19 protein-coding genes are annotated in these 21,200 nt (G+C 58.2%); 13 read left to right on the top strand and 6 right to left on the bottom strand.

What is annotated here, in order from left to right; genetic code table 11:
* The first annotated feature begins 69 nt into the window (after window positions 1-69).
* Together ggt and cobB are read left to right on the top strand one after the other, a co-directional pair.
* On the top strand, window positions 70-1,791 hold the full coding sequence (ggt, locus tag IE102_RS05350; RefSeq protein WP_189485389.1) for a gamma-glutamyltransferase: 1,722 nt from the start codon (window positions 70-72) through the stop codon (window positions 1,789-1,791).
* Window positions 1,788-2,525, top strand: a complete 738-nt coding sequence (gene cobB, locus IE102_RS05345; RefSeq protein WP_189485388.1) for a Sir2 family NAD+-dependent deacetylase — start codon at window positions 1,788-1,790, stop codon at window positions 2,523-2,525. The genes ggt and cobB overlap by 4 nt, the downstream gene beginning before the upstream one ends.
* 140 nt (window positions 2,526-2,665) lie before the next feature.
* Here cobB and IE102_RS05340 read toward each other — a convergent pair whose 3' ends face one another.
* Entirely contained in the window at window positions 2,666-3,196 is a 531-nt protein-coding gene (locus IE102_RS05340) for a hypothetical protein (RefSeq protein WP_189485387.1), read from the bottom strand.
* Between the two features lie 11 nt (window positions 3,197-3,207).
* Window positions 3,208-4,929 carry a sensor histidine kinase gene (locus IE102_RS05335; RefSeq protein WP_189485386.1) on the bottom strand — a complete coding sequence of 574 codons (1,722 nt, stop codon included), beginning with the start codon at window positions 4,927-4,929 and terminating at the stop codon, window positions 3,208-3,210.
* Window positions 4,930-5,112: 183 nt separating this feature from the next.
* Here IE102_RS05335 and rpmH point away from each other — a divergent pair, with 183 nt between their 5' ends.
* The 4 genes from rpmH to yihA all read left to right on the top strand — a co-directional run bounded on the left by rpmH (window position 5,113) and on the right by yihA (window position 8,333).
* On the top strand, window positions 5,113-5,247 hold the full coding sequence (gene rpmH / locus IE102_RS05330; RefSeq protein WP_189485385.1) for a 50S ribosomal protein L34: 135 nt from the start codon (window positions 5,113-5,115) through the stop codon (window positions 5,245-5,247).
* A gap of 86 nt (window positions 5,248-5,333) precedes the next feature.
* The gene (rnpA, locus tag IE102_RS05325; protein ID WP_189485383.1) at window positions 5,334-5,711 is read left to right on the top strand and encodes a ribonuclease P protein component; all 378 of its coding nucleotides are present in this window, start codon (window positions 5,334-5,336) and stop codon (window positions 5,709-5,711) included.
* Between the two features lie 55 nt (window positions 5,712-5,766).
* Window positions 5,767-7,680, top strand: coding sequence for a membrane protein insertase YidC (gene yidC, locus IE102_RS05320; protein ID WP_189485381.1), 1,914 nt, complete (start codon window positions 5,767-5,769; stop codon window positions 7,678-7,680).
* Window positions 7,677-8,333, top strand: coding sequence for a ribosome biogenesis GTP-binding protein YihA/YsxC (gene yihA, locus IE102_RS05315; protein ID WP_373295593.1), 657 nt, complete (start codon window positions 7,677-7,679; stop codon window positions 8,331-8,333). The genes yidC and yihA overlap by 4 nt, the downstream gene beginning before the upstream one ends.
* On the opposite strand, the gene IE102_RS05310 is transcribed toward yihA, so the two are convergent.
* Window positions 8,330-9,316 carry a glycoside hydrolase family 43 protein gene (locus IE102_RS05310; protein WP_189485377.1) on the bottom strand — a complete coding sequence of 329 codons (987 nt, stop codon included), beginning with the start codon at window positions 9,314-9,316 and terminating at the stop codon, window positions 8,330-8,332. The two genes, yihA and IE102_RS05310, sit on opposite strands and share 4 nt — an antisense overlap.
* Before the next feature lie 192 nt (window positions 9,317-9,508).
* On the opposite strand from IE102_RS05310, the gene argB reads away from it, so the two are divergent.
* The 6 genes from argB to IE102_RS05280 all read left to right on the top strand — a co-directional run bounded on the left by argB (window position 9,509) and on the right by IE102_RS05280 (window position 14,497).
* Window positions 9,509-10,453 carry an acetylglutamate kinase gene (argB, locus tag IE102_RS05305; RefSeq protein WP_189485375.1) on the top strand — a complete coding sequence of 315 codons (945 nt, stop codon included), beginning with the start codon at window positions 9,509-9,511 and terminating at the stop codon, window positions 10,451-10,453.
* The gene (locus IE102_RS05300; RefSeq protein ID WP_189485373.1) at window positions 10,450-11,097 is read left to right on the top strand and encodes a pyrimidine 5'-nucleotidase; all 648 of its coding nucleotides are present in this window, start codon (window positions 10,450-10,452) and stop codon (window positions 11,095-11,097) included. Before argB ends, IE102_RS05300 begins: the two co-directional genes overlap by 4 nt.
* 89 nt (window positions 11,098-11,186) lie before the next feature.
* Window positions 11,187-11,537 (top strand): hypothetical protein, encoded by a 351-nt coding sequence (locus tag IE102_RS05295; protein ID WP_189485371.1) that lies wholly within the window; start codon window positions 11,187-11,189, stop codon window positions 11,535-11,537.
* The gene (locus IE102_RS05290; RefSeq protein ID WP_189485369.1) at window positions 11,534-12,343 is read left to right on the top strand and encodes a DUF2145 domain-containing protein; all 810 of its coding nucleotides are present in this window, start codon (window positions 11,534-11,536) and stop codon (window positions 12,341-12,343) included. The genes IE102_RS05295 and IE102_RS05290 overlap by 4 nt, the downstream gene beginning before the upstream one ends.
* A 78-nt stretch (window positions 12,344-12,421) precedes the next feature.
* Window positions 12,422-13,270, top strand: a complete 849-nt coding sequence (dapD, locus tag IE102_RS05285) for a 2,3,4,5-tetrahydropyridine-2,6-dicarboxylate N-succinyltransferase (protein ID WP_189485366.1) — start codon at window positions 12,422-12,424, stop codon at window positions 13,268-13,270.
* Between the two features lie 117 nt (window positions 13,271-13,387).
* Window positions 13,388-14,497: an aminotransferase class I/II-fold pyridoxal phosphate-dependent enzyme gene (locus IE102_RS05280; RefSeq protein WP_189485364.1), complete on the top strand. Its 1,110-nt coding sequence runs from the start codon at window positions 13,388-13,390 to the stop codon at window positions 14,495-14,497.
* 394 nt (window positions 14,498-14,891) lie between these two features.
* Here the strand turns inward: IE102_RS05280 and IE102_RS05275 are convergent, their stop codons facing one another.
* Together IE102_RS05275 and IE102_RS05270 are read right to left on the bottom strand one after the other, a co-directional pair.
* Window positions 14,892-16,496 carry a peptide chain release factor 3 gene (locus tag IE102_RS05275; protein ID WP_189485362.1) on the bottom strand — a complete coding sequence of 535 codons (1,605 nt, stop codon included), beginning with the start codon at window positions 16,494-16,496 and terminating at the stop codon, window positions 14,892-14,894.
* A gap of 247 nt (window positions 16,497-16,743) precedes the next feature.
* Window positions 16,744-18,369: a family 43 glycosylhydrolase gene (locus tag IE102_RS05270; protein ID WP_189485361.1), complete on the bottom strand. Its 1,626-nt coding sequence runs from the start codon at window positions 18,367-18,369 to the stop codon at window positions 16,744-16,746.
* 97 nt (window positions 18,370-18,466) lie between these two features.
* Here IE102_RS05270 and IE102_RS05265 point away from each other — a divergent pair, with 97 nt between their 5' ends.
* Window positions 18,467-20,047, top strand: a complete 1,581-nt coding sequence (locus tag IE102_RS05265) for a GH39 family glycosyl hydrolase (protein ID WP_189485359.1) — start codon at window positions 18,467-18,469, stop codon at window positions 20,045-20,047.
* An 8-nt stretch (window positions 20,048-20,055) separates the two neighbouring features.
* Here the strand turns inward: IE102_RS05265 and IE102_RS05260 are convergent, their stop codons facing one another.
* Entirely contained in the window at window positions 20,056-21,087 is a 1,032-nt protein-coding gene (locus IE102_RS05260; protein ID WP_189485357.1) for a glycoside hydrolase family 43 protein, read from the bottom strand.
* Between the last annotated feature and the right edge of the window lie 113 nt (window positions 21,088-21,200).

The following is a 21,200-nucleotide window of genomic DNA, read 5'->3' as shown; positions in this document are numbered from 1 at the left end:
TCCTGTTGATCAAACCGTGGCTGTGTATTTGAGTTTGTCTTTTCGCACCTGCGTACTTAAGTTCAGCAAATGCATAATCATCTGTCCCGCCGTACCGCCCTCACCTCTGTTGTTGCCTTAAGCCTTCTCATCGGGGCCTGCTCGCACAGGCCCGTCACTGAGGGCGCGAAAACCACCCCGATCGTGGTGGCGGCCAACCCTCTGGCCGCCAAAGCCGGGATGGATATCCTAAAATCCGGAGGCACGGCCATTGATGCGGCAGTCGCCGTGCAAACCACGCTGGGGCTAGTCGAGCCGCAAAGCTCCGGCCTCGGCGGCGGGGCGTTCATGACCTATTATGACGCCAAGACCAAAACCCTGACGGCCTATGACGGGCGGGAGGTGGCACCGGCCACAGCAGACGGCAACCTGTTTATGCGCGACGGCAAACCCCTGCCATTTGGTGAGGCGATCGTGTCCGGTCGCGCCACTGGCGTGCCGGGCGCCGTCATTATGCTGGAGGCCGCCCATAAGGACCACGGCAAGCTGCCCTGGCACGATCTGTTCGGATCATCTATCGCGCTGGCGGAGAGCGGTTTCACCATTTCCCCGCGTCTGGGCAATTACCTGAAAAGCGAACGCTTCCCGCAGTCCAGGATCGAGGATTACCGCACCTATTGGGGCAATGGTCAGGGCGGGCTTAAAACCACCGGCGATATTCAGACCAATCCGGCCTATGCCGAGACCTTGAAAACCCTAGCCAAGGATGGGGCGGCGATTTTCAAGTCCGGGCCGCTGGTCGATCAGATCATCGCCCGCACCCATCAGGGGCCGCTGCCCGGTGATTTGCAGCCCTCAGATTTCGCCAGCTACCGCCCCCTTGAGCAGGCCCCGGTGTGCGGGCCGTACCGCGTCTATATAGTGTGCGCGCCGCCACCTCCCTCCAGCGGGGTGTCGTTGATTCAGGGCCTGCAATTGCTGGAGCGTTTCCCCATGAGCGCGTGGGGTAAGGATGATGCGCGCGGCTGGTCGGCCCTGATCGAGGCCGAAAAGCTGATGTATGTTGACCGCGATCAGTATGTCGCCGATCCGGTGTTTGTTCGCGTGCCGACTGAGGGATTGATTGATCCGGCCTATGTGGTGGAGCGTGCGGCGATGATCACCCCCGGCACGCCATCGCCTGCCCCCAAGGCGGGAACGCCGCCGACTAGTGTAGCGCTTGCCCCCGACAATACCCATGAACCGGCGGGCACCTCGCATTTTGTGATTATGGACGCCTATGGCAATGCGGTCAGCATGACCACCACGGTCGAAAGCTTTTTCGGCACCGGCCGGATGGTCGGCGGGTTCTTTTTGAATAATCAGCTTACCGATTTTTCGTTCTCGCCCGTCATGACGGATGGTCAAAAAGCTGCCAATGCCGCCCTTGGCGGTAAGCGCCCAAGGTCATCTATGTCACCCGTCATTGTGCTGGATAAGGATCGTAAGGTGGTGGCCCTGATCGGCTCACCCGGCGGGTCTAATATTCTGGGCTATAACCTAAAAACTTTGGTGGCGGTTCTGGACTGGGGGCTGAGTGTCAGCGATGCCGCCGCCCTGCCCAATGTCATTGCCCGTGGTGACAGCCTGCGCATCGAAACCGGCCGGACGAACCCTGCGGTGGTTACCGCTTTGACCGGCATGGGCTATACTATTACGGCATCTGCGGGCGAAGAATCCGGTATTCACGGCATTATGCGCAAGCCGGACGGCAGCTATGACGGCGGGGCCGATCCGCGCAGAGAAGGCGTCGTTCTCAAAGGTCAGCCATGAACATCGTCATCCTGACCGGCGCGGGAATTTCGGCGGAATCGGGCGTGCCGACGTTCAGAGCCTCGGACGGGCTGTGGTGTGGCCATCGCGTCGAAGAGGTCGCTACGCCCGAAGGCTATGCGGCCAATCCGGCTTTGGTGCAGGATTTCTACAATCAGCGCCGCCGTCAGTTGGCTGAGGTTAAACCCAATGCTGCCCACGAGGCTTTGGCGCGGCTGGCCAGTGCATGGGACGGCAATATCCTGCTGGTGACCCAGAATGTTGATGACCTGCATGACCGCACCCATGCCGCCCTGCCGCCAAAGGCCGGGTTCCGGCTGATCCACATACACGGCGAATTGCTGAAGGCACGCTGCACTGTGACAGAACGGGTGATCGGTTGGACCGGCGATATCGACCCGAACGCACCCTCGCCGTTTGATGACAGCGGGTTTTTAAGGCCGCATATCGTCTGGTTCGGGGAAATGCCGCTGGAGATGGAAGCGATCTATGATGCACTGAGCGACTGCGACCTGTTTATCTCGATTGGCACGTCCGGCAATGTGTATCCGGCTGCGAGCTTTGTTCAGGAAGCACGGGCCGCGGGTGCTCATACGGTTGAACTAAATCTGGAACCGTCACTGGGACACAGCCTGTTTGACGAGAAAATTCTGGGTCCCGCGACAGAGGTAGTGCCGACATTTGTTGGGCGGTTGCTGAGAACTCCCCCTGTTGCAGGGGGAGCTTCATTTTGACGTCAAAATGAAGAGGGGGTAACCTTGTCTGCCGTTTACCCCACCTTCCGGTTTGATAAATCAAACCTCCCCATGACTGACAAACGATTCACTGGATCGTTTGCTTGCGTCAAACCCCTCCAAGAGGGGAGGTTCTTAAGTTATGATACCGTAGCCGCCTTCACGCCCGCACCCTCAATTAGAACAAATAGTTCCACCAGCGCCTCGACCGGGGCGGTGCCAAAATCGACATGGATATCGTGTCCGTCGAGCAGCAGCGAATGGACGTGGCTGGAAAACTTCGAGTCCCAGTCGGTATTGGTTTCATCCGGATCGAACCAGGTTTCAAACCATTCCGCAAAGGCTTCGGGCGGCAAGGCCTCACCCTCCAGAGTCAGGGTCACATCATGCCAGTTCAGGCGCTGAACCGTCATTTCCAGTTCACCCAGTGATACCGAAATCGAGTCAAAACTGACCTCTTCGTCGGGTGTCATTTCAACAATCTGAACGCCATCGTCATTGGATGCATAGTCCGCGCAATAGAATTGCCGGTAAAGGCCGCTGTGATCGGAGAGTTGAAACTTGACTTCGGCCGAACCTTTGTCATGCAGGGCCTGCTGCTTTTCAATAAAGCTGGCAAACTGCGAGACATAACTATCCCGCGACAATTCCATCAAATCTTCAAAATCCAAAATGATAACCTTTAGCTTTTCAGAGGCAACCTGATCTCGAACGTCGTGCCGTCCGGGCCGGTTTGCGCCAGATGCACATCACCGCCATGAGTTTGCGCCAGTTCGCGCGCGATCGCCAGCCCAAGCCCGGAACCATCGGCCTGTGCCGAGGCCGAAAACGGTCTGAATAGCTGCTCGCGGATTTTCTCAGGGATGCCGGGGCCATCGTCGGACACGGTCAGGATCACCTCATCGACGGACTTTGTGGCCGTCAGGGTCACGCGACCGAGCGGCCCCTTGCGGGCTGTGGAATCATAGACCTGCCGGTTGGGCTGACGCTCAATGGCCTGACGGGCATTACGCATCAGATTGACCAGCAGCCGGTGCATGTGCTCAGGGTCGGCCTCGAAATGAAAGCCCTTGGGGGCCTTAAGCGCAAAGCGCACCGGCTCCGGCGATTTGGGCGTCAGGCCAAGCCCCGCATCTTCGGCCGCCGCATAGGCCATGTCGCGCAGTTTCAGGATCTGGAACCGCGGCGCCACTTCGTCGGATTTGCCGTAGTTGAGCACGTTTTGCGCCAGATTAAGCGCCCGGTCGAGCGCGCGCTCCAACCGCGGCAGGGCCTTGGCGACCATCGGATCGGGCGACTCCGCCAGCCGGTCAGACGCCATCTGGGCCGAGGTCAGCATATTGCGCAAATCGTGATTGATCTTGGAGACCGCCTGCCCCAAGGCGGCCAGTCGCGCCCGTGACGTCAGGGCGTGGCGAACCTCAGCCTGCATGGCGGCCAGTTCTTCTTCGATGTGGCCGATCTCATCGCGCCGCCCGGACAGCTTCGGGGCATTGGTCATGTCTTCGGGATTGGCTTTGAAGCTGGCGATGACTCTGGTCAGGTTCTGGATCGGGCGCACAATGAATATAGACAGGCCCACGAACACCAGAAGACCGGCGGCCAGGGATATGGTCATCGACATGCGCAGCATCGACCCCAGATAGGTCTTAAGTTCCTGTTTCAGCGGTTCGGCGGGCACGATGATTTCGATCAGTTCACCGCCTTTGCGCACCTTGGGCACGGCCTCGGTATGGATAAGCCGGTCGGACTGCCCCATCAGGGTGCGCCACGGCCCCCACAGATAGGCGATATCGCCGCGAATATCCGAGCGGCTGGTGCGCTGATCAATCACGTCAGGAATGACGGTGATATTAAAGTCCGACAGCACGTAGTCGCGGGTGCCCTGCTGGTTCTGGATCGCTAGATATTTCGCCCCGGCACTGGTCAAAAGCTGGCGCGACAAATCTTCGGTCACGGTCTTTTCGCTGGAGGCATCCAGCGCCAGTGAGGCGATTTCGGCCTGACGGATGCGGTCGATCAGCCAGCGCTCCTGAAACGAGGCCAATGACGGAATAAGAATAAGGACTTCGACCACCACCACGAATATGGCGCTGATGATCAGCAGCCGACCTGACAATCCGGTAAAAAACGTCCGCAGACGCCTTAATATACGCGCACCCCAGTACGCGCTGGTTCGGGCGGCATTATAAAGACGCTGCGCCCACTGTACGCTGGCATATGAACTATCCGACGTTCCGCCACGATGACCGCCATCACGCAAGGCCCAGCCATCGGGTTTCAACGCTGACGGCAGACCCAGCGGGTTGCTGTCCGGCACCTTTGCCTTATGTCCGGGCTTTTTTTCCGGCTTTCTGGACGTCGCGAGGTCGAACACCCGATACAATGCCTTTGGGTTAGTCATGGTCAGGGCGGACTTTTGAGCGGTCGCGCTTTGAATCCGTTTGAATTTTCATAATACATCATAGATTCTTATGGCGTAAGGCCTAAATGACGTTGACAATCGCGGCCTGTTGTCATATCCACGCGCCTCTTTACTAAGGTAGCTCAATTCATTGAGGGCTATCGTCCTTAATCGGAGCAGACCATGAAACGCACCTACCAGCCAAGCCGACTCGTGCGCAAGCGCCGTCACGGCTTCCGCTCGCGCATGGCCACCAAGAACGGCCAAAAAGTTGTCGCACGTCGCCGCGCCAAGGGTCGTAAGCGCCTGACTGCCTAATCAGCGTCACCGCTTTATACCTCGCATAATATTCAAAGAGCCCTTGGTTTAACGACTTTGGGCTCTTTGTGCATCTGGGCCTTATCATGATTAAGCGTTTGACCGATCGCGCAGATTTCCTCGCCGCCGCCAAGGCCCCTTACCGGGCGCAAGGCTGTGTGGTGGTGCAGATGCGTGCGCGTGAGGACGGATCGGACGACATAAGGGTCGGTTTTACCGCCACTAAAAAGGTCGGCGGGGCCGTGGTCAGAAACCGCGCCAAACGCCGCCTGCGGGCCGCGGCGCAAGCGCTGATCCCTGAGCTTGGCGTGGCCGGCCATGACTATGTGCTGATCGCGCGGGCCGATACGCCTGTGAAAGACGCACCCCCTAAGCCCGGCACCTGTTCGCGTGATTGGCAAGGTTTGCTTGACGATATAAGACGTGCCCTGATAAGGCTGTCGCCCAAACAAAGCCCGCGCTGATGGCGGGCCGCTCCACCGGACAATTTGTACCTTAACCTCTGAATAAAGACTGTCGATGACGCCCAACAAGACCGCCGACAACCGCAATATGTTCCTCTTTATCGCCCTGTCGATGGTGATATTGTTTGGCTATCAGTTCTTTGTCCTGAACCCGCAGATGGAAAAGGAACAGGCCGCGCGTGAAAAAGCCGCCGCCGTCGCCAAGGCCAACACGCCTGTGGCCGGTGCCGCACCTGCGCCCGTAACGCTGGCTGCCCCCGTCGCGCGTGAAAAGGCCGTCGGCCTGACGCAGCGGGTGCAGATCAATACGCCGTCTCTGAAAGGGTCACTGTCGCTGACCGGCGCGCGCTTTGATGATCTGTTCCTGACCAAGTATAAGGAAACGATCGACAAGAACTCACCGGCGGTTGAACTGTTCCGCCCGGAAGGGGCCAAGCACGCCTTTTTCGCCGATTCCGGCTGGCTGGGCCAGAATATCAATGGCCTGCCAAATGCCTCGACCCAATGGACGCTGCAATCCGGCACGGTTTTGAGCGTCGGTAAGAATGTTGTCTTAGGTTACGACAATGGTGCGGGTCTGCGCTTTGAGCGCACCTACGCCGTCGACGAAAACTACATGATCACCATTACCGAAAAGGTCATCAATACGTCCGGTGTGGCGGTTACCGTTGCTCCCTATGCCAGCGTCACCCGTCAGGGTGTGCCGGATCAGCTCGGCACGAACATGATACTGCACGAAGGCGGGGTCGGCGTGTTCGACAACAAGCTGAAAGAATTCAAGTACAAAGACTGGCAGAAGAAAAAGACGTTTGAAGCGGAATCAACCGGCGGCTGGCTCGGCATCACCGACAAATACTGGATGGCCAGCGTCATTCCGGCCCAGAACGAAAAGGTGAAAGCCGCCTTCCGCGCCTCAGAAGTTGAGGGCGTTCAGGTCTTGCAGGCCGGTTATGTGGCGAATGCCATCACCATAGCATCCGGCACGCAGATCACTGAGGTTCACCACCTGTTTGCCGGTGCCAAGGTCGCCACCATCCTTACCGCCTATCAGGAAAACATGGGTCTGCCGTCGTTCGATAAGGCCATCGACTGGGGTAATTTCTGGTTCCTGACCCGCCCGATGTTCTGGACCCTGGATAAGTTGTTCCAATTCATGGGCAATTTCGGTCTGGCCATTCTGGGCCTGACGGTTGTGGTCAAGCTGATCTTCTATCCGTTGGCGCACAAGTCATACGAATCCATGACCAAGATGAAGATGCTTCAGCCCAAGGTCGAGGAACTGAAGAAAAAGTATGAGGGCGACGCCCAAAAGATGCAGATCGAAATGATGAACATGTATCAGAAGGAAAAGGTCAATCCGATGACCGGCTGCCTTCCGATGCTGCTGCAAATTCCGGTCTTTTATGCCCTTTATAAGGTGCTGTTCGTCACCATCGAAATGCGTCATGCGCCGTTCTTTGGCTACATCAACGATCTGTCGGCGCGCGATCCGTCGACCATTTTTAACCTGTTTGGCCTGATCCCCTACGATCCGGCGACCGTGCCGCTGATTGGCTCGATCCTCGGCGGGCCCTTGCATATCGGTATTGTGGCCATTCTTTACGGCTTCACCATGTGGCTGACCCAAGGCATGAACCCGCCAGCACCCGACCCCATTCAGCGCAAGATCTTTGCCTTCATGCCGCTGATGTTCACCTTCATCATGGCGCCGTTCGCGGTGGGCCTGCTGATCTACTGGACCTGGTCGAACGTGCTGACCATCGCCCAGCAATATTCGATCATGCACCGCCTGAAGGTCGAGAACCCGATCGATACCTTTATCGGTAAGTTCCGGAAACCGACGGCTGAGACGACGCAAACCGCGACCGTCACGGCCACGGCTGGCGACGATGACGGCAAGGTTATCAAGGGCGAGGTCATCTCAGGCGGCGGTACTAAGCGCAGCCGTAAGGCTAAAAAGGATACCTGATTTTGACTGACGAACCGCTTTACAGCGAAGACGTTCTGGAGGCCGCGCGGATACAGTTCGCGCGGCCTGTCCGCTTTCTCATGGGCGCGGCCCAGATTGAGCAGTTGCCGCCCGACGACCTGCCCGAAGTGGCCTTTGCCGGACGCTCCAACGTCGGCAAGTCCAGCCTTATCAACGCGCTGGTCGGTCAAAACCATCTGGCGCGGGCCTCAAATGAGCCCGGCCGCACGCGCGAGGTTAATTTCTTTGTGCTGGAAGAGAAACTCCGTCTGGTCGACCTGCCCGGCTATGGCTGGGCGCGCGCGTCCAAGACCACGGTCAAGAAGTTCCAGAATCTGGGCCGTGACTACCTGCGCGGCCGCCCCAGCCTTAAGCGCGCCTATCTGCTGATCGATGCCCGTCACGGCCTGAAAAGCGTCGATAATGAGCCGATGGATGCGCTCGATCTGGCCGCCGTCAGCTATCAGATCATCCTGACCAAGGCCGATAAGATCAAGCCCGCCGAGCTGGAAAAGGTCGTGGCCGAAAGCCAAAACGCCATCAAAAAGCGTCCGGCGGCCCACCCGCTCGTGATCGCCACCTCTTCGGAAAAAGGCTTAGGCATCCCTGAACTGCGCGCCGAGATCATGATGGCGTGCGGGGTCACGCTTTAGGGCTTAGGCCCTACCGACACCCCGGCCTTGGTTTGCGTGATCGGCTTAATCGTACCGTCAGCATTATAATAAAGCGGCTCAACCCTGACCGCGCGGCGATAGCTGCCGCCCTTCTGGTCGCCAATGGACCATGCGCCATCGTGGTAGAAGAAATAGGACTGGCCCTTAAAGTCGATGATCGCCGGGTGGATCGTGGTGCTGTTCTCGGCCATGCCGGTCAGTTTCCCGCGATAGGTCCACGGCCCCTGAACGGATGATGCCGTGGCAAAGGAAATGTACTCACCGGCATCACCTTTGTCCCACGACGCATAGGACACGTAGTACATGTCGCCGCGCTTATGCAGCCACGGGCCTTCGGTATAGTGAGGCAGGCTGACCTCAGTAATAGGGCCGTCCAGTTCAATCATATTGGCTTTAAGCTTAACCAGATAGGCCTTTTCATTGCCCCACATCAGCCATGAGGTGCCGTCATCATCGGTAAAGACGGTCGGGTCGATATCGCTCCAGTCGTGTTTGGCGTCAGGCGTCATGTCGTTGGTGATCAGCGCTGTGCCGCGAGCATCGACGAACGGGCCGGTCGGGCTGTCCGATACGGCCACGCCGATGGCCATGGCCGTGTCCGGCTTATTGTGCTTGGCGGTGGCGTAGAAATAGAATTTGCCGTCCTTTTCGACCACCTGTGAGGCATAGGCGTCGCTGCGCGCCCACTTGAAATCGGTCGGTTTCAGTACCACGCCGTGGGACGTCCACGTCTTCATATCCGTGGTCGAGTAGGCCAGCCAATCGGGCATATTGTAGCGTTCGGTGGTGGAGACATCACGGCCGACATAGAGGTAAACCTTATCCCCGACCACCAGTGCCGCCGGATCAGCCGAGAAGATATCGCGGATAATAGGGTTTGATCCCAAAGCGTCAGATTGGGCCAGCACCGGCCAGGCCGCTGTCAAAGCCAGAATAAGGGCGGATGCGCGCAACGCAATCATAACGAACTCCCATGTTTGTTTTTTATTTGTCTGACTTATTAAACCAAATAGGTCAAGCCAATTTACGTCCCGATAAATCGCCACCGACCTCAATCATATAATGACATGCCCATCTATATATTGTATGCGGCGCGTGATGTAGCTGTCACAGTTTACAGCGATAATTTCCGGTAAGGCTCACATACACGTCTGATGATCAAGCAAACCCAATCCGACACCGAACTCGAAGAAAAAGGCTGGGCGACGGCAAAAACCCTGGCCGAAGCCCTGCCCTATATCCAGATCTACGACCGTGAGATCGTGACCATCAAGTACGGCGGTCACGCTATGGGCGATGAGGCGGTGGCCAAGTTGTTCGCGGGCGATATCGTGCTGCTGAAACTGCTGGGGATTCATCCGGTAGTGGTCCACGGCGGCGGGCCGCAGATTTCGGCCATGCTCAATCGGGCAGGGGTTAAATCGACCTTCGTGGACGGCCTGCGCGTCACCGATGATGCGACCATGGAAATCGCCGAAATGGTGCTGTCTGGGGCGGTCAATAAGGAAATCGCCAACTGGATTACCCGCGCCGGCCGCGAAGCCGATGTGCGCGGCGTCGGCCTGTCGGGTAAGGATGCCGGGTTGCTGACGGTCGAAAAGGCCACCCGCATTAAAAAAGACCCGGACTCGATGATCGAGCAGGTCGTCGATCTGGGCTATGTCGGTGAGCCAAAGGTGGTGGATGACAAATTGCTCCGCACACTGATCAATGACCCTGAGCATGATTATGTGCCGGTAATTGCCCCTATCGGCGTAGCCGAAGACGGCCTGACCTACAACATCAATGCCGATACCGTCGCGGGTGCTGTGGCCGGTAAGCTCAACGCCAAGCGTATGTTGCTGCTGACCGATATCGCCGGGGTTCTGGATGGTGACAAAGACCTGATCCGCCAGATGACGGTGTCTGAGGCCCGCCAACTGATCGAAGATGGCGTGGCGGTTGGTGGCATGATCCCCAAGCTTGAAACGGCCATTGCGGCGATCGAAGCGGGGGTTGAGGCCGTGGTTATTCTGGATGGCCGCCGCCCCCACGCCATGCTGGTGGAGTTGTTCACCGAACATGGCGCGGGAACGCTGATCACCCGTGACCCACAATGAGTTTGAGTGCGGTTGGGCACGCTGATATCTGGCTGTTCGACCTCGACAATACGCTGTATCCGCCCGAAGCCGAGGTCATGGCGCTGGTCGAAGGCAAGATGACGGCCTTTGTGATGCGTCAGACCAACCTGTCGCGTGACGAAGCCTACCAGCTCCAGAAATCGTACCTGTATGAGCACGGCACGACTCTGGCTGGCTTGATGGCCCATCATCAGATCGACCCCTATGCGTTTCTCAACGAAGTCCATGATGTCAGTCTGGACGGCCTGTTGCCCGATGAGGCGCTGAACACAGCTATTGCCGGACTTGAGGGCCGCAAGCTGGTCTTCACCAATGGCGACGAGCATCACGCTTACCGGATTTTAGACAAGCTCGGCATGACGCATCTGTTTGAAGATGTGTTTCACCTCGGCCATGCCGACCTGATCCCTAAGCCTAATCTGGCCACCTTTCACCGCATGATGCAAAAGCACGCCGTGGTAGCCGAACAATCGGTGTTTTTCGAGGACAGCCCCAAGAACCTGAAACCAGCCGCAGAGCTTGGCATGACCACGGTTCTGGTCGGGCCCCATGCGGCGGATAATGTCGATGAGTTCGTCCATCATCGCAGCCCGTCGCTGAAAATTTTCCTGCATACGGATTAACAAATTGAACGACGTTCACAATATAGATTGACTTCGCGCATTAATTGAACAATGTTCATATTGCGATATCCCATCGCACGGAGATCATTATGTTCAAAGCCCTTACCCCCGCGATCATTGTTAGCGCCGCCCTCCTGACCAGTCAGGCGCAAGCTGCCGACAGCCTCGACAACACCTCAAAAGCTGCCGGTGAGTCCGTAATCGCCACCGCCAAACTGGCCGCGTCCGGCGTTCAGGTCGTCGCCGGTGTCGCCGCCATCCCGGTCATGGGGGTGGGCTCTGCCGCCCAGAGCACCGGCGAGATAATGCAGGACTCCGGCGAAGCGGTCTGGACCGCCGCCAACACCCCGCTTGAGGTGTCCGATGAAACCGTCGTCGCTCAACCGGCCCCGGTCGTGCCCTATGACGCGCAAGCCTCCCAAAAGGCTAAAACCCAATGAAACGGATTACATTTTGCCTTGCCCTGATGGGGGCGGTGATAACAGCCCCCGTTCAGGCTGCCGACTCCGGTTTCAGCGCCCAAGGCACCGCAGGCCGGTTCACCCCCGTCGAAGTTGCCGATTTTGCCAAACAGATTGAGCGCGATCTGGCGTCACAAAATGCCCGACTAGCCATCGTTTACCGCGCTGGTCGACCCCGCGATAAACTGCCCGACGGGATTTCCTATACCCACGGCGCGTTCTGGATTTACGGCGATATCCAAACGGCGGATGGCCGCACCGTTAAGGGCTATGCCGTCCATAATCTTTATCACGGTGATGGCAAGAGCCTGCCCATGGACCAATCCCTTTTGAAACAGGACTTCCCGTTCGATTTTATCTCCGGCTCAACCGCCGATGATGTGGCGGTGATCATCCCAAGTCCGCAAATGCAGCAGCGCCTGATCGCCACCATCATGTCCCCGACCTATGCGAAGATGCACATCCCGCGCTATTCGACCGTGTCCAATCCTCATGATGCCAAATACCAGAACTGCAATGAATTCATGCTGGATGTGATCGCGTCCGCGGCCTGGCAAACCGATAACTACGCCCAGATCAAGGCCAACCTGAGCGCCCATTATCAGCCGACCCTGGTGAAAACCAACGCCGTCATGCGCCTGTTGGCGCCGGTTGTGGATTCGCGCTTGCCGATGGATGACCACAAAGGCCAGATCCGTACCGCCACCTATGAAAGCATGGCGACCTTCATGCAGGATCAGGGGCTGATGCAGGAAACCTATGTGATACAGCGGGATGTAAAATAGCTTGATCAGCGGGGCCTATGCCCTTAAGTCGTGGCGATGTTTTTTGACGCGCGTCTGCGCTCCCCGAAGGATACCGCCATGTCTGATCTTGCCGCCTTTCACGACGATATCGAAGCCGCCTGGGCGGTACGCGATACGCTGACACCCGCCTATCACGGCCCCTATCGTGAAGCGGTCGAAAAGGCGCTCGGCCTGCTCGACAATGGCCGTTTCCGTGTGGCCGAAAAGATCGACGGCGTTTGGGTCACCCACGAATGGCTGAAGAAAGCCGTCCTTTTGTCATTCCGCCTCAGCGCCAACCACCTGATGCACACGGGTCGCGGCCTGTTTGAGCAGGCCCCGATCGGCCCGTTCTGGGATAAGGTGCCCAATAAGTTCGCCAAGTGGAAGGCTGACGACTTTACCGACGCCGGTTTCCGCGCCGTGCCGGGCGCCATTGTCCGCCACGGTGCCTTTATTTCCAAGAACGTCGTCCTGATGCCATCATTTGTGAATATCGGCGCATATGTCGGCGAAGGCTCGATGGTCGATGGCTGGTCAACCGTCGGATCGTGCGCCCAGATCGGCAAGAATGTGCACCTGTCGGGCGGCGTTGGCATTGGCGGGGTCTTAGAGCCTCTGCAAGCCACCCCGACCATTATCGAAGACGACTGCTTCATCGGCGCGCGCTCCGAAGTGGCCGAAGGCGTCATCGTCGAGCAGGGCTCGGTGCTGGCCATGGGCGTTTACCTGTCGGGTTCAACCAAGATCGTCAACCGTGAGACCGGAGAAATTCACCGTGGCCGCGTGCCTGCCTATTCGGTCGTTGTGCCCGGCACTCTGCCTGACCCCAAGGGTGGCCCGTCGCTGTACTGTGCCGTCATCGTCAAGACGGTCGATGCCCAAACCCGCTCCAAGACCGGCATCAACGAGCTATTACGCGACTAATCTTTACCTATTCGCATAAATTATGCCCGCCGCGACGCCGTGGCGGGTATTTTCGCATTTGAATAAAGGTTTCAAATGCGCCTATGCTCGTGACTTGGGATTCACCGGAGGCGGGCTATGACCAACGACATCAACGGGCCTTCGCGGCGGGCGGTCGCGACCATTCTGGCGCTGGGTGCCAGTGCGGCACAGTTTGTCAGACCGGCTCTGGCCCAGCCGGTGACCGTCAAGGCCGATGTTCGCATCGACGCCAATGAACATCCCGAAGGCCCGATAGCACAGGCCGTGACTGCCGCTACCGCTGCCCTATCAAAATCCAACCGCTATGCGCCGGGAACCGAGCGCGAAGACCTGATCACAACCATCGCCGCCATTGACGGCGTGAAACCCGACATGGTCGTGCCGTGGCCCGGATCGTCCGACCCGTTGTACCGCCTTGTGCGCGCCTATAGCTCAGCCACACGCGGGCTGGTGGTCGCCGCCCCTGTGTTTGAAATGGCGGCCGGCATTGCCACCGATGCCGGATATAAGGTCACCCCTGTGCCGGTGCGCCCGTCGGATCTGGCCCACGATGTCAAGGCCATGCTGGCTGCCGATCCGAATGCTGGCCTCTATTATATCTGTAATCCCAACAATCCGGTCGGCACCTTGACGCCTCTGGCCGACATCGAATGGCTGGCCGCCCATATCAAATCCGATGCCATATTGCTGATCGATGAGGCCTATATCGACTATACGCCGGCGCAGAAATCGACCGCCCTGTTGGCGAAATATCCCAATGTCGTGATCCTGCGCACCTTCTCAAAGGTCTATGGCATGGCCGGGATGCGCATGGGCTATACTCTGGCCAGGCCCGACCTGATCAAGCCGCTGATGGACTGGGGCAGCCCCTCGCCCTACATGCTGCCAGTCCCCGCGATTGCGGCGGCCACCGCCTCGCTGAAAAACTACGGAGAGATCACCAAACGGGTCGAGGCGATCGCCATCACCCGCGACTGGACCATCGCCCGCCTTGAAGCCCTTGGATATAAATCCACCAAGGGCCTGTGTAACTGCTTTATGGTCGACTGGCGCACCCCCGCCAAGCCGGTGCAGCAGGCAATATTGGCCAAAGGCGTCGCCATCGGCCGCAACTGGCCGGTATGGCCGAACATGAGCCGCATCACAGTTGGCACACCGGCGGAAATGAAGGCGTTCATCGCGGCGGTTGAGGCGGTGAAGCCGTAAGTTATGAGACACCTCACCGCTTAAGGCCTTCAATTCACACTCCCCCAACTTGTTGGGGGAGGTGGCAGCCGTAAGGCTGACGGAGGGGGCTTAAAGGCGTACGGAGGTATCAGCGGTAGTTGCCGAGCAAAATGCCAATTATTAGCGCGCCTAGTAACAGTCCACCTACAGATAGTGAGCCTTTGACTCCGTCTCTAGCGCCGCCGGTTATGTAGCCTCCCCCAAATGCCCCAAAGAGCAGCCAGCTAAACCATCCCAGAGACGCCCACCGAAACTGTAGCTTTTGCCCCCAAAGCTCGAATTGGTAACCGTGCCAAAAGAACCCGGCAAAAGACAGGATCATAATCCCTATCCCAATCCAATTTTGTCTCCTCATTGTCCCCCCTTATCGGAACTACCCTCGTTCTTTGGTTCTCAAAAACTGCACATCGGGATAGCGTTCGGCGACATAGTTGATTTCCCACGCCGATTTGCCGAGGAACACCGGATATTCGTCGATGTCGGTGCCCATGGCGCCGCGATGCTTGCCGGCAAAGTCCTCAACCTTGGCGGCGTCGCCACCCAGCCAGCGGGCTTCGGCGTAAGGCGACGGCTCGAACACACAGTCCAGACCATATTCATTGGCCAGACGGTCGGCCATGACTTCAAACTGAAGCTGGCCCACGGCCCCTACGATAAAGTCCGACCCGATCGACGGCCTGAACAACTGGGTCACGCCTTCTTCGGCCAGCGATTCCAGCGCTTTTTTCAAGTGCTTGGCCTTGAGCGGATCTTTGACTCGCACTCGTTGCAGGATTTCCGGCGCAAAGTTCGGCAAGCCCGCAAAGCGCACCGTGCCGGTTTCCGACAACGAGTCCCCAACCCGCAATACGCCGTGGTTGGGGATGCCGATAACGTCGCCGCCAAAAGCATCTTCGGCCAGTTCGCGGTCGGACGCAAAGAACATGATCGGCGCGTTGACCGACAACTGCTTACCGGTGTTCTGAACCTTAAGCTTCATGCCGCGCTGGAACTTGCCCGAGGTCAGTTTCAGCATGGCGATGCGGTCGCGGTGGTTGGGGTCCATATTGGCCTGAACCTTGAACACAAAGCCGGTGACTTCTTTTTCGGTCGGGTCAACAAGGGTCTCGACCCCGGCTTTTGACGCCTTGACCTTCTTGGGGGCGGGCGCGAAATTGCCAATCGCTTCAAGCAGTTGGTTGACACCGTAGTGGCGCAGGGCCGAGCCGAAAATCACCGGCGTCATGTGGCCTTCTAAGAACGCCTCGACGTCAAATGGCTTGAAACCGCCCTCCAGCAATTCGGCGGTGTCTTTCAATTCGCTCAGTTCGTCATCGTTCATCCAGCCCTTGGTGACGGCCTCATCAACGGGGGCGGGGGCGTCGTGGCCCTGATCATATTCGGCGCCGGAGTCGCGCTTGGTGAACGGGTAAAACAGGCCGGTTTTCAGCTCGATCATGCCGCGGAAACGGTTGCCGGAACCTGCAGGCCAGTACAGCGGCGACGGGTCAAGCTGCAGCTTTGACGCCACCTCATCCAGCAGGGCCAGCGCGTCTTCGGCTTCGCGGTCCATCTTGTTGATAAAGGTGATGATCGGGATGTCGCGCAGGCGGCACACTTCAAACAGTTTCAGGGTCTGCGGCTCGATGCCCTTGGCGGCGTCCAGCACCATGATGGCGGCGTCGGCAGCGGTAAGCGTGCGGTAGGTGTCCTCGCTGAAATCTTCGTGGCCCGGCGTATCGAGCAGGTTGAACATCTTATCGTCGTGTTCAAAGGTCATCACCGACGACGACACCGAAATCCCGCGTTCTTTTTCGATCTTCATCCAGTCGGAGCGGGTGCGGCGATTTTCACCGCGCGCCCGCACTTGGCCTGCGGCACGGATAGATCCCCCGGCCAGCAGCAGATGCTCGGTCAGGGTTGTCTTACCGGCGTCCGGGTGGGAGATGATGGCGAAGGTTCTGCGGCGGGGCGCTTCGGTCGAGGGGGTATTTGACATGCCCGTGGCGATAAGGCTTTGCGGGTAAAATGTCAAAGGTGTGGTTGAATTCAGGCAAAGATGCCCCCCTCCGTCTCGTCGCTAAAGCGCCGAGCCACCTCCCCCGTAAACAGGGGAGGAGAAGGAAGTCTGCCCTATCTTATACCTCCTCAACGTGTTGGGGAGCCGGGCGGCCGGTGCCGGGGACCGCACGAAATCGCGCAGCGATAAGATGTGGTGGTGGGGGCCTTCACCGCGCCGTCTCAAATCACGCGTTGAGGGCGCGATAACTGAAATCCCGCAGGGTCACAGCGCCATCGCCGGTACAGTAGATGCCCAGCTTAAGCCCCAGAAATCCGCCAAAGACATTGTGATTCAGACCCGCCACTTCCATGCGGGTCGGGTGACGCAACCAGGTTTTGCCGCCATCGACCGAGTGATGATAGGTGACGACGTTTTCATCATTGGTCAGGCGCACCCGCACGGTTTTTGAAGCGACCGGCTGACGGTTCCAGGGCTGGTCTTCGGCATATTGCCAGGTGCGGGTTTGCGCCCCATCGAACCCTACCCCGACAAAGGCCTTATGGTTATAGAACAGAAGGATTCCGGCCTCCGCCGCCCCGTCCAGTTCCAGCGTCACTTCGGCCTCATAGGATCGGTCACCGACCGCACAGGTCAAGGGCGAGGAATCGGCGGGCGACGTGCCACGACCTGCGATGCGCAAGGATTTGTTATCGCGTTTCACCCGCGTCATCTCATCGGGTTTCGGGTCATGAAAGCACCATTGCACGCCGAACCGATCACGGCTGAAATCATCGGACAGGGCAAAACCGGCTTTACTCAACTTCCCACCGTTGGGCTTGGGCAAGGGCTTTGACAGGTCACCACCTAGCGCCCGGAACCAGTCATCCGGTGTCCATTCCATCGGCTCCAGCAGGGTCTGGCGGCCCAGCGTGCGGAAGCCGTTTTCATAGCCGTGATAGACCAGCCACCAGTCACCTGATGGCCCCTCAATAATGGTCGCGTGCCCCTTTGACCACCATGGCTCCTCAGTCTTCAAGGTACGCACCAGCGGATTGTGCGGGCAGTGTTCCCACGGGCCGTGGATGGACTTTGAGCGGGCGGCGATGACCATGTGGCCGGTCACCGGCCCGGCGGTGCCACCCACAGCGGTGACGAGATAGAAATACTCACCGTGCCGCAGCAGTTTCGGCCCTTCCGGGGCGAAGTTTTCGGTGATCCAGTCGTCGGGGTACACCCACGGCTGATAGGCGGCCTCAAGCGCACCGTCGGTCGCCAGACCGTCATCGCTCAGGCGGACTTTTCGGATGCCATTGACGAACAGATAGCGCTTACCGTCTTCACCGACGATATGGCCGGGGTCGATGCAGCCGCGGATGTTAAGATCGACCGGCTCGCTCCACGGCCCTTTGATATCGTCGGCCCAGATGGCATAGATCGACCATTCCCCGCCATCGGGTGCCGCCGGAATATAGATGAAATAGCGGCCATTGTGCTTACACAGATCTACCGCCCAGATGGTGCCTAGCGGCTTAAACAGGGTCGGCCCTATCGGTGTCCAGTTGACCAGATCGGTCGAGTGCCAGATGATCAGACCGGGGTAGGAATAGAACGACGAAAACGTCATGTAATAGTCGTCGCCGTCTTTCAGGATCGTCGGGTCAGGATGATCGCCCGCCACGATCGGGTTGAGATAAGTCCCATCCCCCAGATCGCCCTTGCGCTGTCCTTCGATGCCGCGCCCCCAGTTTGGCGTTTCGGGTGCGTTTGCCGATGCCTGAGCGGCAAACGCCTGGGCCTGCCCCGCCAAAGGCACTGCGGCCGCACCGGCCAGCAGAGATTTAAATATCGTGCGACGTGAAGCTTCGGTCATGTTTCGGTTCCCTGTTTTTGCCGGGTTTATATAGCTTGACCCCGTGCAAATGATAGCGCTATCAATTGTAGTATAATCATATAATCGGGAGAGGCAAATGGCACAAACCTTCACACGGCGCACCGTCTCGGCACTTATGGCGTCCAGCGTTCTGGCAGGCGCAGCACCCTATGCCCGTGCGCAAGCGACATCGCGTCAGGTCACGCTCGACCTGACCAAAGCGACCACGCCGGTTGACCGCTTTTTCGATTTGTCAGTGGGTGCTGATTATCCCGGCGTCACGATCCGCGACGCCAATCTGGCCCAGCTTAAAACCGCCGCCCATGAACTGGGGTTTCGCTATCTGCGTTTCCATGACATTTTCCATGATGATCTGGGCACCGTAAAGCTGGTTGATAAAAAGGTCGTCTATGACTGGACGAAGATCGACTATCTCTACGACACCATGCTCAAATACGGCATCAAGCCGTTCATCGAACTGGGCTTTACACCGTCCGCGATGAAAACGTCGGATCAGACCCTGTTTTACTGGAAAGGCAATACCTCCCACCCGCGCCCCGACATGTGGAAGGCGCTGATCAATGAATTTGTGCGCCACCTGATCAGCCGTTATGGCATCGAAGAAGTCCGCACCTGGTACTTTGAAGTGTGGAATGAACCGAACCTCGACGGCTTTTGGCAGTACGCCGATCAGGAAGCCTATTTTGCGCTGTACGGCCTGACAGCACGCACTATCAAAGCCATCGATCCGGCCCTGCGCGTCGGCGGGCCATCGACGGCAGGGGCGGCCTGGGTGCCGGAACTGCTGGCCTTTGCCAAGGCGACAAACACGCCGGTTGATTTCGTCACCACCCATACTTACGGCGTTGATTACGGCTATCTGGACGAAGAAGGCAAGATGGATCTTCAGCTCTCGAAAAGGCCGGATGCCGTTATCGGAGATGTGAAAAAGGTGCGCGCCGAGATCGAAGCCTCACACCTGCCCGGTCTGCCGCTCATCTTCACCGAATGGAGCACCAGCTATAATCCGCGTGACCTAAGCCACGACAGTTACGTCGCCGCCGCCTATATCCTCAGCAAGCTCAAGAGCGTACAGGGCACGGCGCAGGGCATGAGCTACTGGGTCTATTCCGATCTGTTTGAAGAACCCGGCCCGCCATCGGCGGCGTTTCACGGCGGCTTTGGTCTGATGACCCGCGAAGGTATCCGTAAGGCGTCGTGGTTTACTTACAAATACCTCAATGCGTTGAAAGGATTTGAAATTCCGTCTGCGGACGCTCAGGTCTGGGCGGCAACTGAAAACGGCACGGTCAACGCCGTGGTCTGGGATTTTCAGCTTCCCGACCAGCAGGGCAAAAGCAACGGCACCTTCTTTAGCAAGCTGGTGCCCAATGCCCCCGCCCCCGACGTGACGCTGAACCTGACCGGCCTGAAACCCGGCAGATATGCGCTGAAAATCCACCGCACCGGCTATAAGAAAAACGACGCCTATTCGGCCTATGTCGAACTGGGTGCCCCGAAAGACCTGACGCCCGCTCAGATTAAGCAGATGCACGCCCTGACCAAAGACGCGCCGGAAACCCAAAAGACGATCCGCATCGGCGCGGACGGCAAGGGTGTCGTGTCTCTGCCCATGCATAGTAATGATGTGGTGCTGGTAAGCCTGACGCCGCAGTAGTCAGTTGCTTAGTCTTTCCACGCACCATTAGCGACCGGCTCACCAAAGTCCGGCACCCCATCAGCCGTATAGCCAAAGGGCTGAACACGGGTGTGGCGGTTCGGGTCGAACAGCGAATTCCCGATTATTTTCTGGTAGTCGCGGCCATGATAGACCAGCACATCGCGGCCCTGCTCATCGGTTATGAAGCTGTTGTGACCTGGGCCCCAGACCTTGTTTTTGGCTGAGCTTTTAAACACCGGCACCGGCGATTTCACCCACGACGATGCGTCCATGATGTCGGCGTCCTCGTTGGCGGTCAGCATGCCTAAGCAATAGTTCTCATCGGTAGCGCTGGCCGAATAGGTCAGGAACAGGCGGCCATTACGATGCAGCACGGTCGGCGCTTCGGCGACCTTATATTTGATAATTTCCCAGTCATAGGTCGGCACGGTCAGGCGCACCGGCGGGGCGGCCAGCTTTGACGGCGAGGCTAATGGTGCCAGATAAAGGTTCGAGTTGGTCTCAATGCCCGGTTCTTTTTGCGCCCACAACAGATAACGCGTGCCTTTGTGCACAAACGTCGTGGCATCAAGGTTAAACGTATCCCACGGCATTTCAACCAAGACCGGCTTACCCCAGCGGCCGGTCAGCGGATTGGGATCGGGGCTGGAGATGACATAGGTGCGCACCCGAAACGGCTCACCCTTATCGCCCGCGCCAAAGTAAAGATGCCACTGGCCGTCAAAATGGTGGATTTCCGGCGCCCAGATATAGCCCCCCATCTTGCCCTCCGCAGGGCGTTTCCAGATCACCACTTCACCGGCAGTTTGCAGACCGGCAATAGTGCGCGCCCGGCGTACGATCAGGCGGTCATATTCCGGCACCGTGGCAGTAAAATAATAGTAGCCGTCATCATGCTGCATGATCTGCGCATCGGCGCGCTGACGCACCAGCGGATTGATCGGTTTGGGCGGCGTTTGGGCAAAGGACGGCGTAGCCGCAGCGCTGGCGGCAGCGATCACAAAACCGCGGCGGGAAAAACGGGTAAGGTTCGACATTATATTCTCACAAGGACGTTTCAGTAGATTGGGTGCCCGATCCCGATATTATTATGGCTTCATCGCACGCTACGATCACCGCAGCGCCCAATATGTCGGACAAATTCTTTTTA

Source organism: Asticcacaulis endophyticus (assembly GCF_014652575.1).
GTDB classification, from domain to species: domain Bacteria; phylum Pseudomonadota; class Alphaproteobacteria; order Caulobacterales; family Caulobacteraceae; genus Asticcacaulis; species Asticcacaulis endophyticus.
Note: the sequence above shows the minus strand (reverse complement) of the source record. Positions and strands in the feature narration are given on the sequence as shown.

Bases quoted from the DNA above. Each gene is read 5' to 3' on its own strand.
- ggt (WP_189485389.1), top strand. From the start codon at position 70: ATGCATAATCATCTGTCCCGCCGTACCGCCCTCACCTCTGTTGTTGCC.
- cobB (WP_189485388.1), top strand. From the start codon at position 1,788: ATGAACATCGTCATCCTGACCGGCGCGGGAATTTCGGCGGAATCGGGC.
- IE102_RS05335 (WP_189485386.1), bottom strand. From the start codon at position 4,929: ATGACTAACCCAAAGGCATTGTATCGGGTGTTCGACCTCGCGACGTCC.
- rpmH (WP_189485385.1), top strand. From the start codon at position 5,113: ATGAAACGCACCTACCAGCCAAGCCGACTCGTGCGCAAGCGCCGTCAC.
- rnpA (WP_189485383.1), top strand. From the start codon at position 5,334: ATGATTAAGCGTTTGACCGATCGCGCAGATTTCCTCGCCGCCGCCAAG.
- yidC (WP_189485381.1), top strand. From the start codon at position 5,767: ATGACGCCCAACAAGACCGCCGACAACCGCAATATGTTCCTCTTTATC.
- IE102_RS05310 (WP_189485377.1), bottom strand. From the start codon at position 9,316: ATGATTGCGTTGCGCGCATCCGCCCTTATTCTGGCTTTGACAGCGGCC.
- argB (WP_189485375.1), top strand. From the start codon at position 9,509: ATGATCAAGCAAACCCAATCCGACACCGAACTCGAAGAAAAAGGCTGG.
- IE102_RS05300 (WP_189485373.1), top strand. From the start codon at position 10,450: ATGAGTTTGAGTGCGGTTGGGCACGCTGATATCTGGCTGTTCGACCTC.
- IE102_RS05295 (WP_189485371.1), top strand. From the start codon at position 11,187: ATGTTCAAAGCCCTTACCCCCGCGATCATTGTTAGCGCCGCCCTCCTG.
- IE102_RS05290 (WP_189485369.1), top strand. From the start codon at position 11,534: ATGAAACGGATTACATTTTGCCTTGCCCTGATGGGGGCGGTGATAACA.
- dapD (WP_189485366.1), top strand. From the start codon at position 12,422: ATGTCTGATCTTGCCGCCTTTCACGACGATATCGAAGCCGCCTGGGCG.
- IE102_RS05280 (WP_189485364.1), top strand. From the start codon at position 13,388: ATGACCAACGACATCAACGGGCCTTCGCGGCGGGCGGTCGCGACCATT.
- IE102_RS05275 (WP_189485362.1), bottom strand. From the start codon at position 16,496: ATGTCAAATACCCCCTCGACCGAAGCGCCCCGCCGCAGAACCTTCGCC.
- IE102_RS05270 (WP_189485361.1), bottom strand. From the start codon at position 18,369: ATGACCGAAGCTTCACGTCGCACGATATTTAAATCTCTGCTGGCCGGT.
- IE102_RS05265 (WP_189485359.1), top strand. From the start codon at position 18,467: ATGGCACAAACCTTCACACGGCGCACCGTCTCGGCACTTATGGCGTCC.
- IE102_RS05260 (WP_189485357.1), bottom strand. From the start codon at position 21,087: ATGTCGAACCTTACCCGTTTTTCCCGCCGCGGTTTTGTGATCGCTGCC.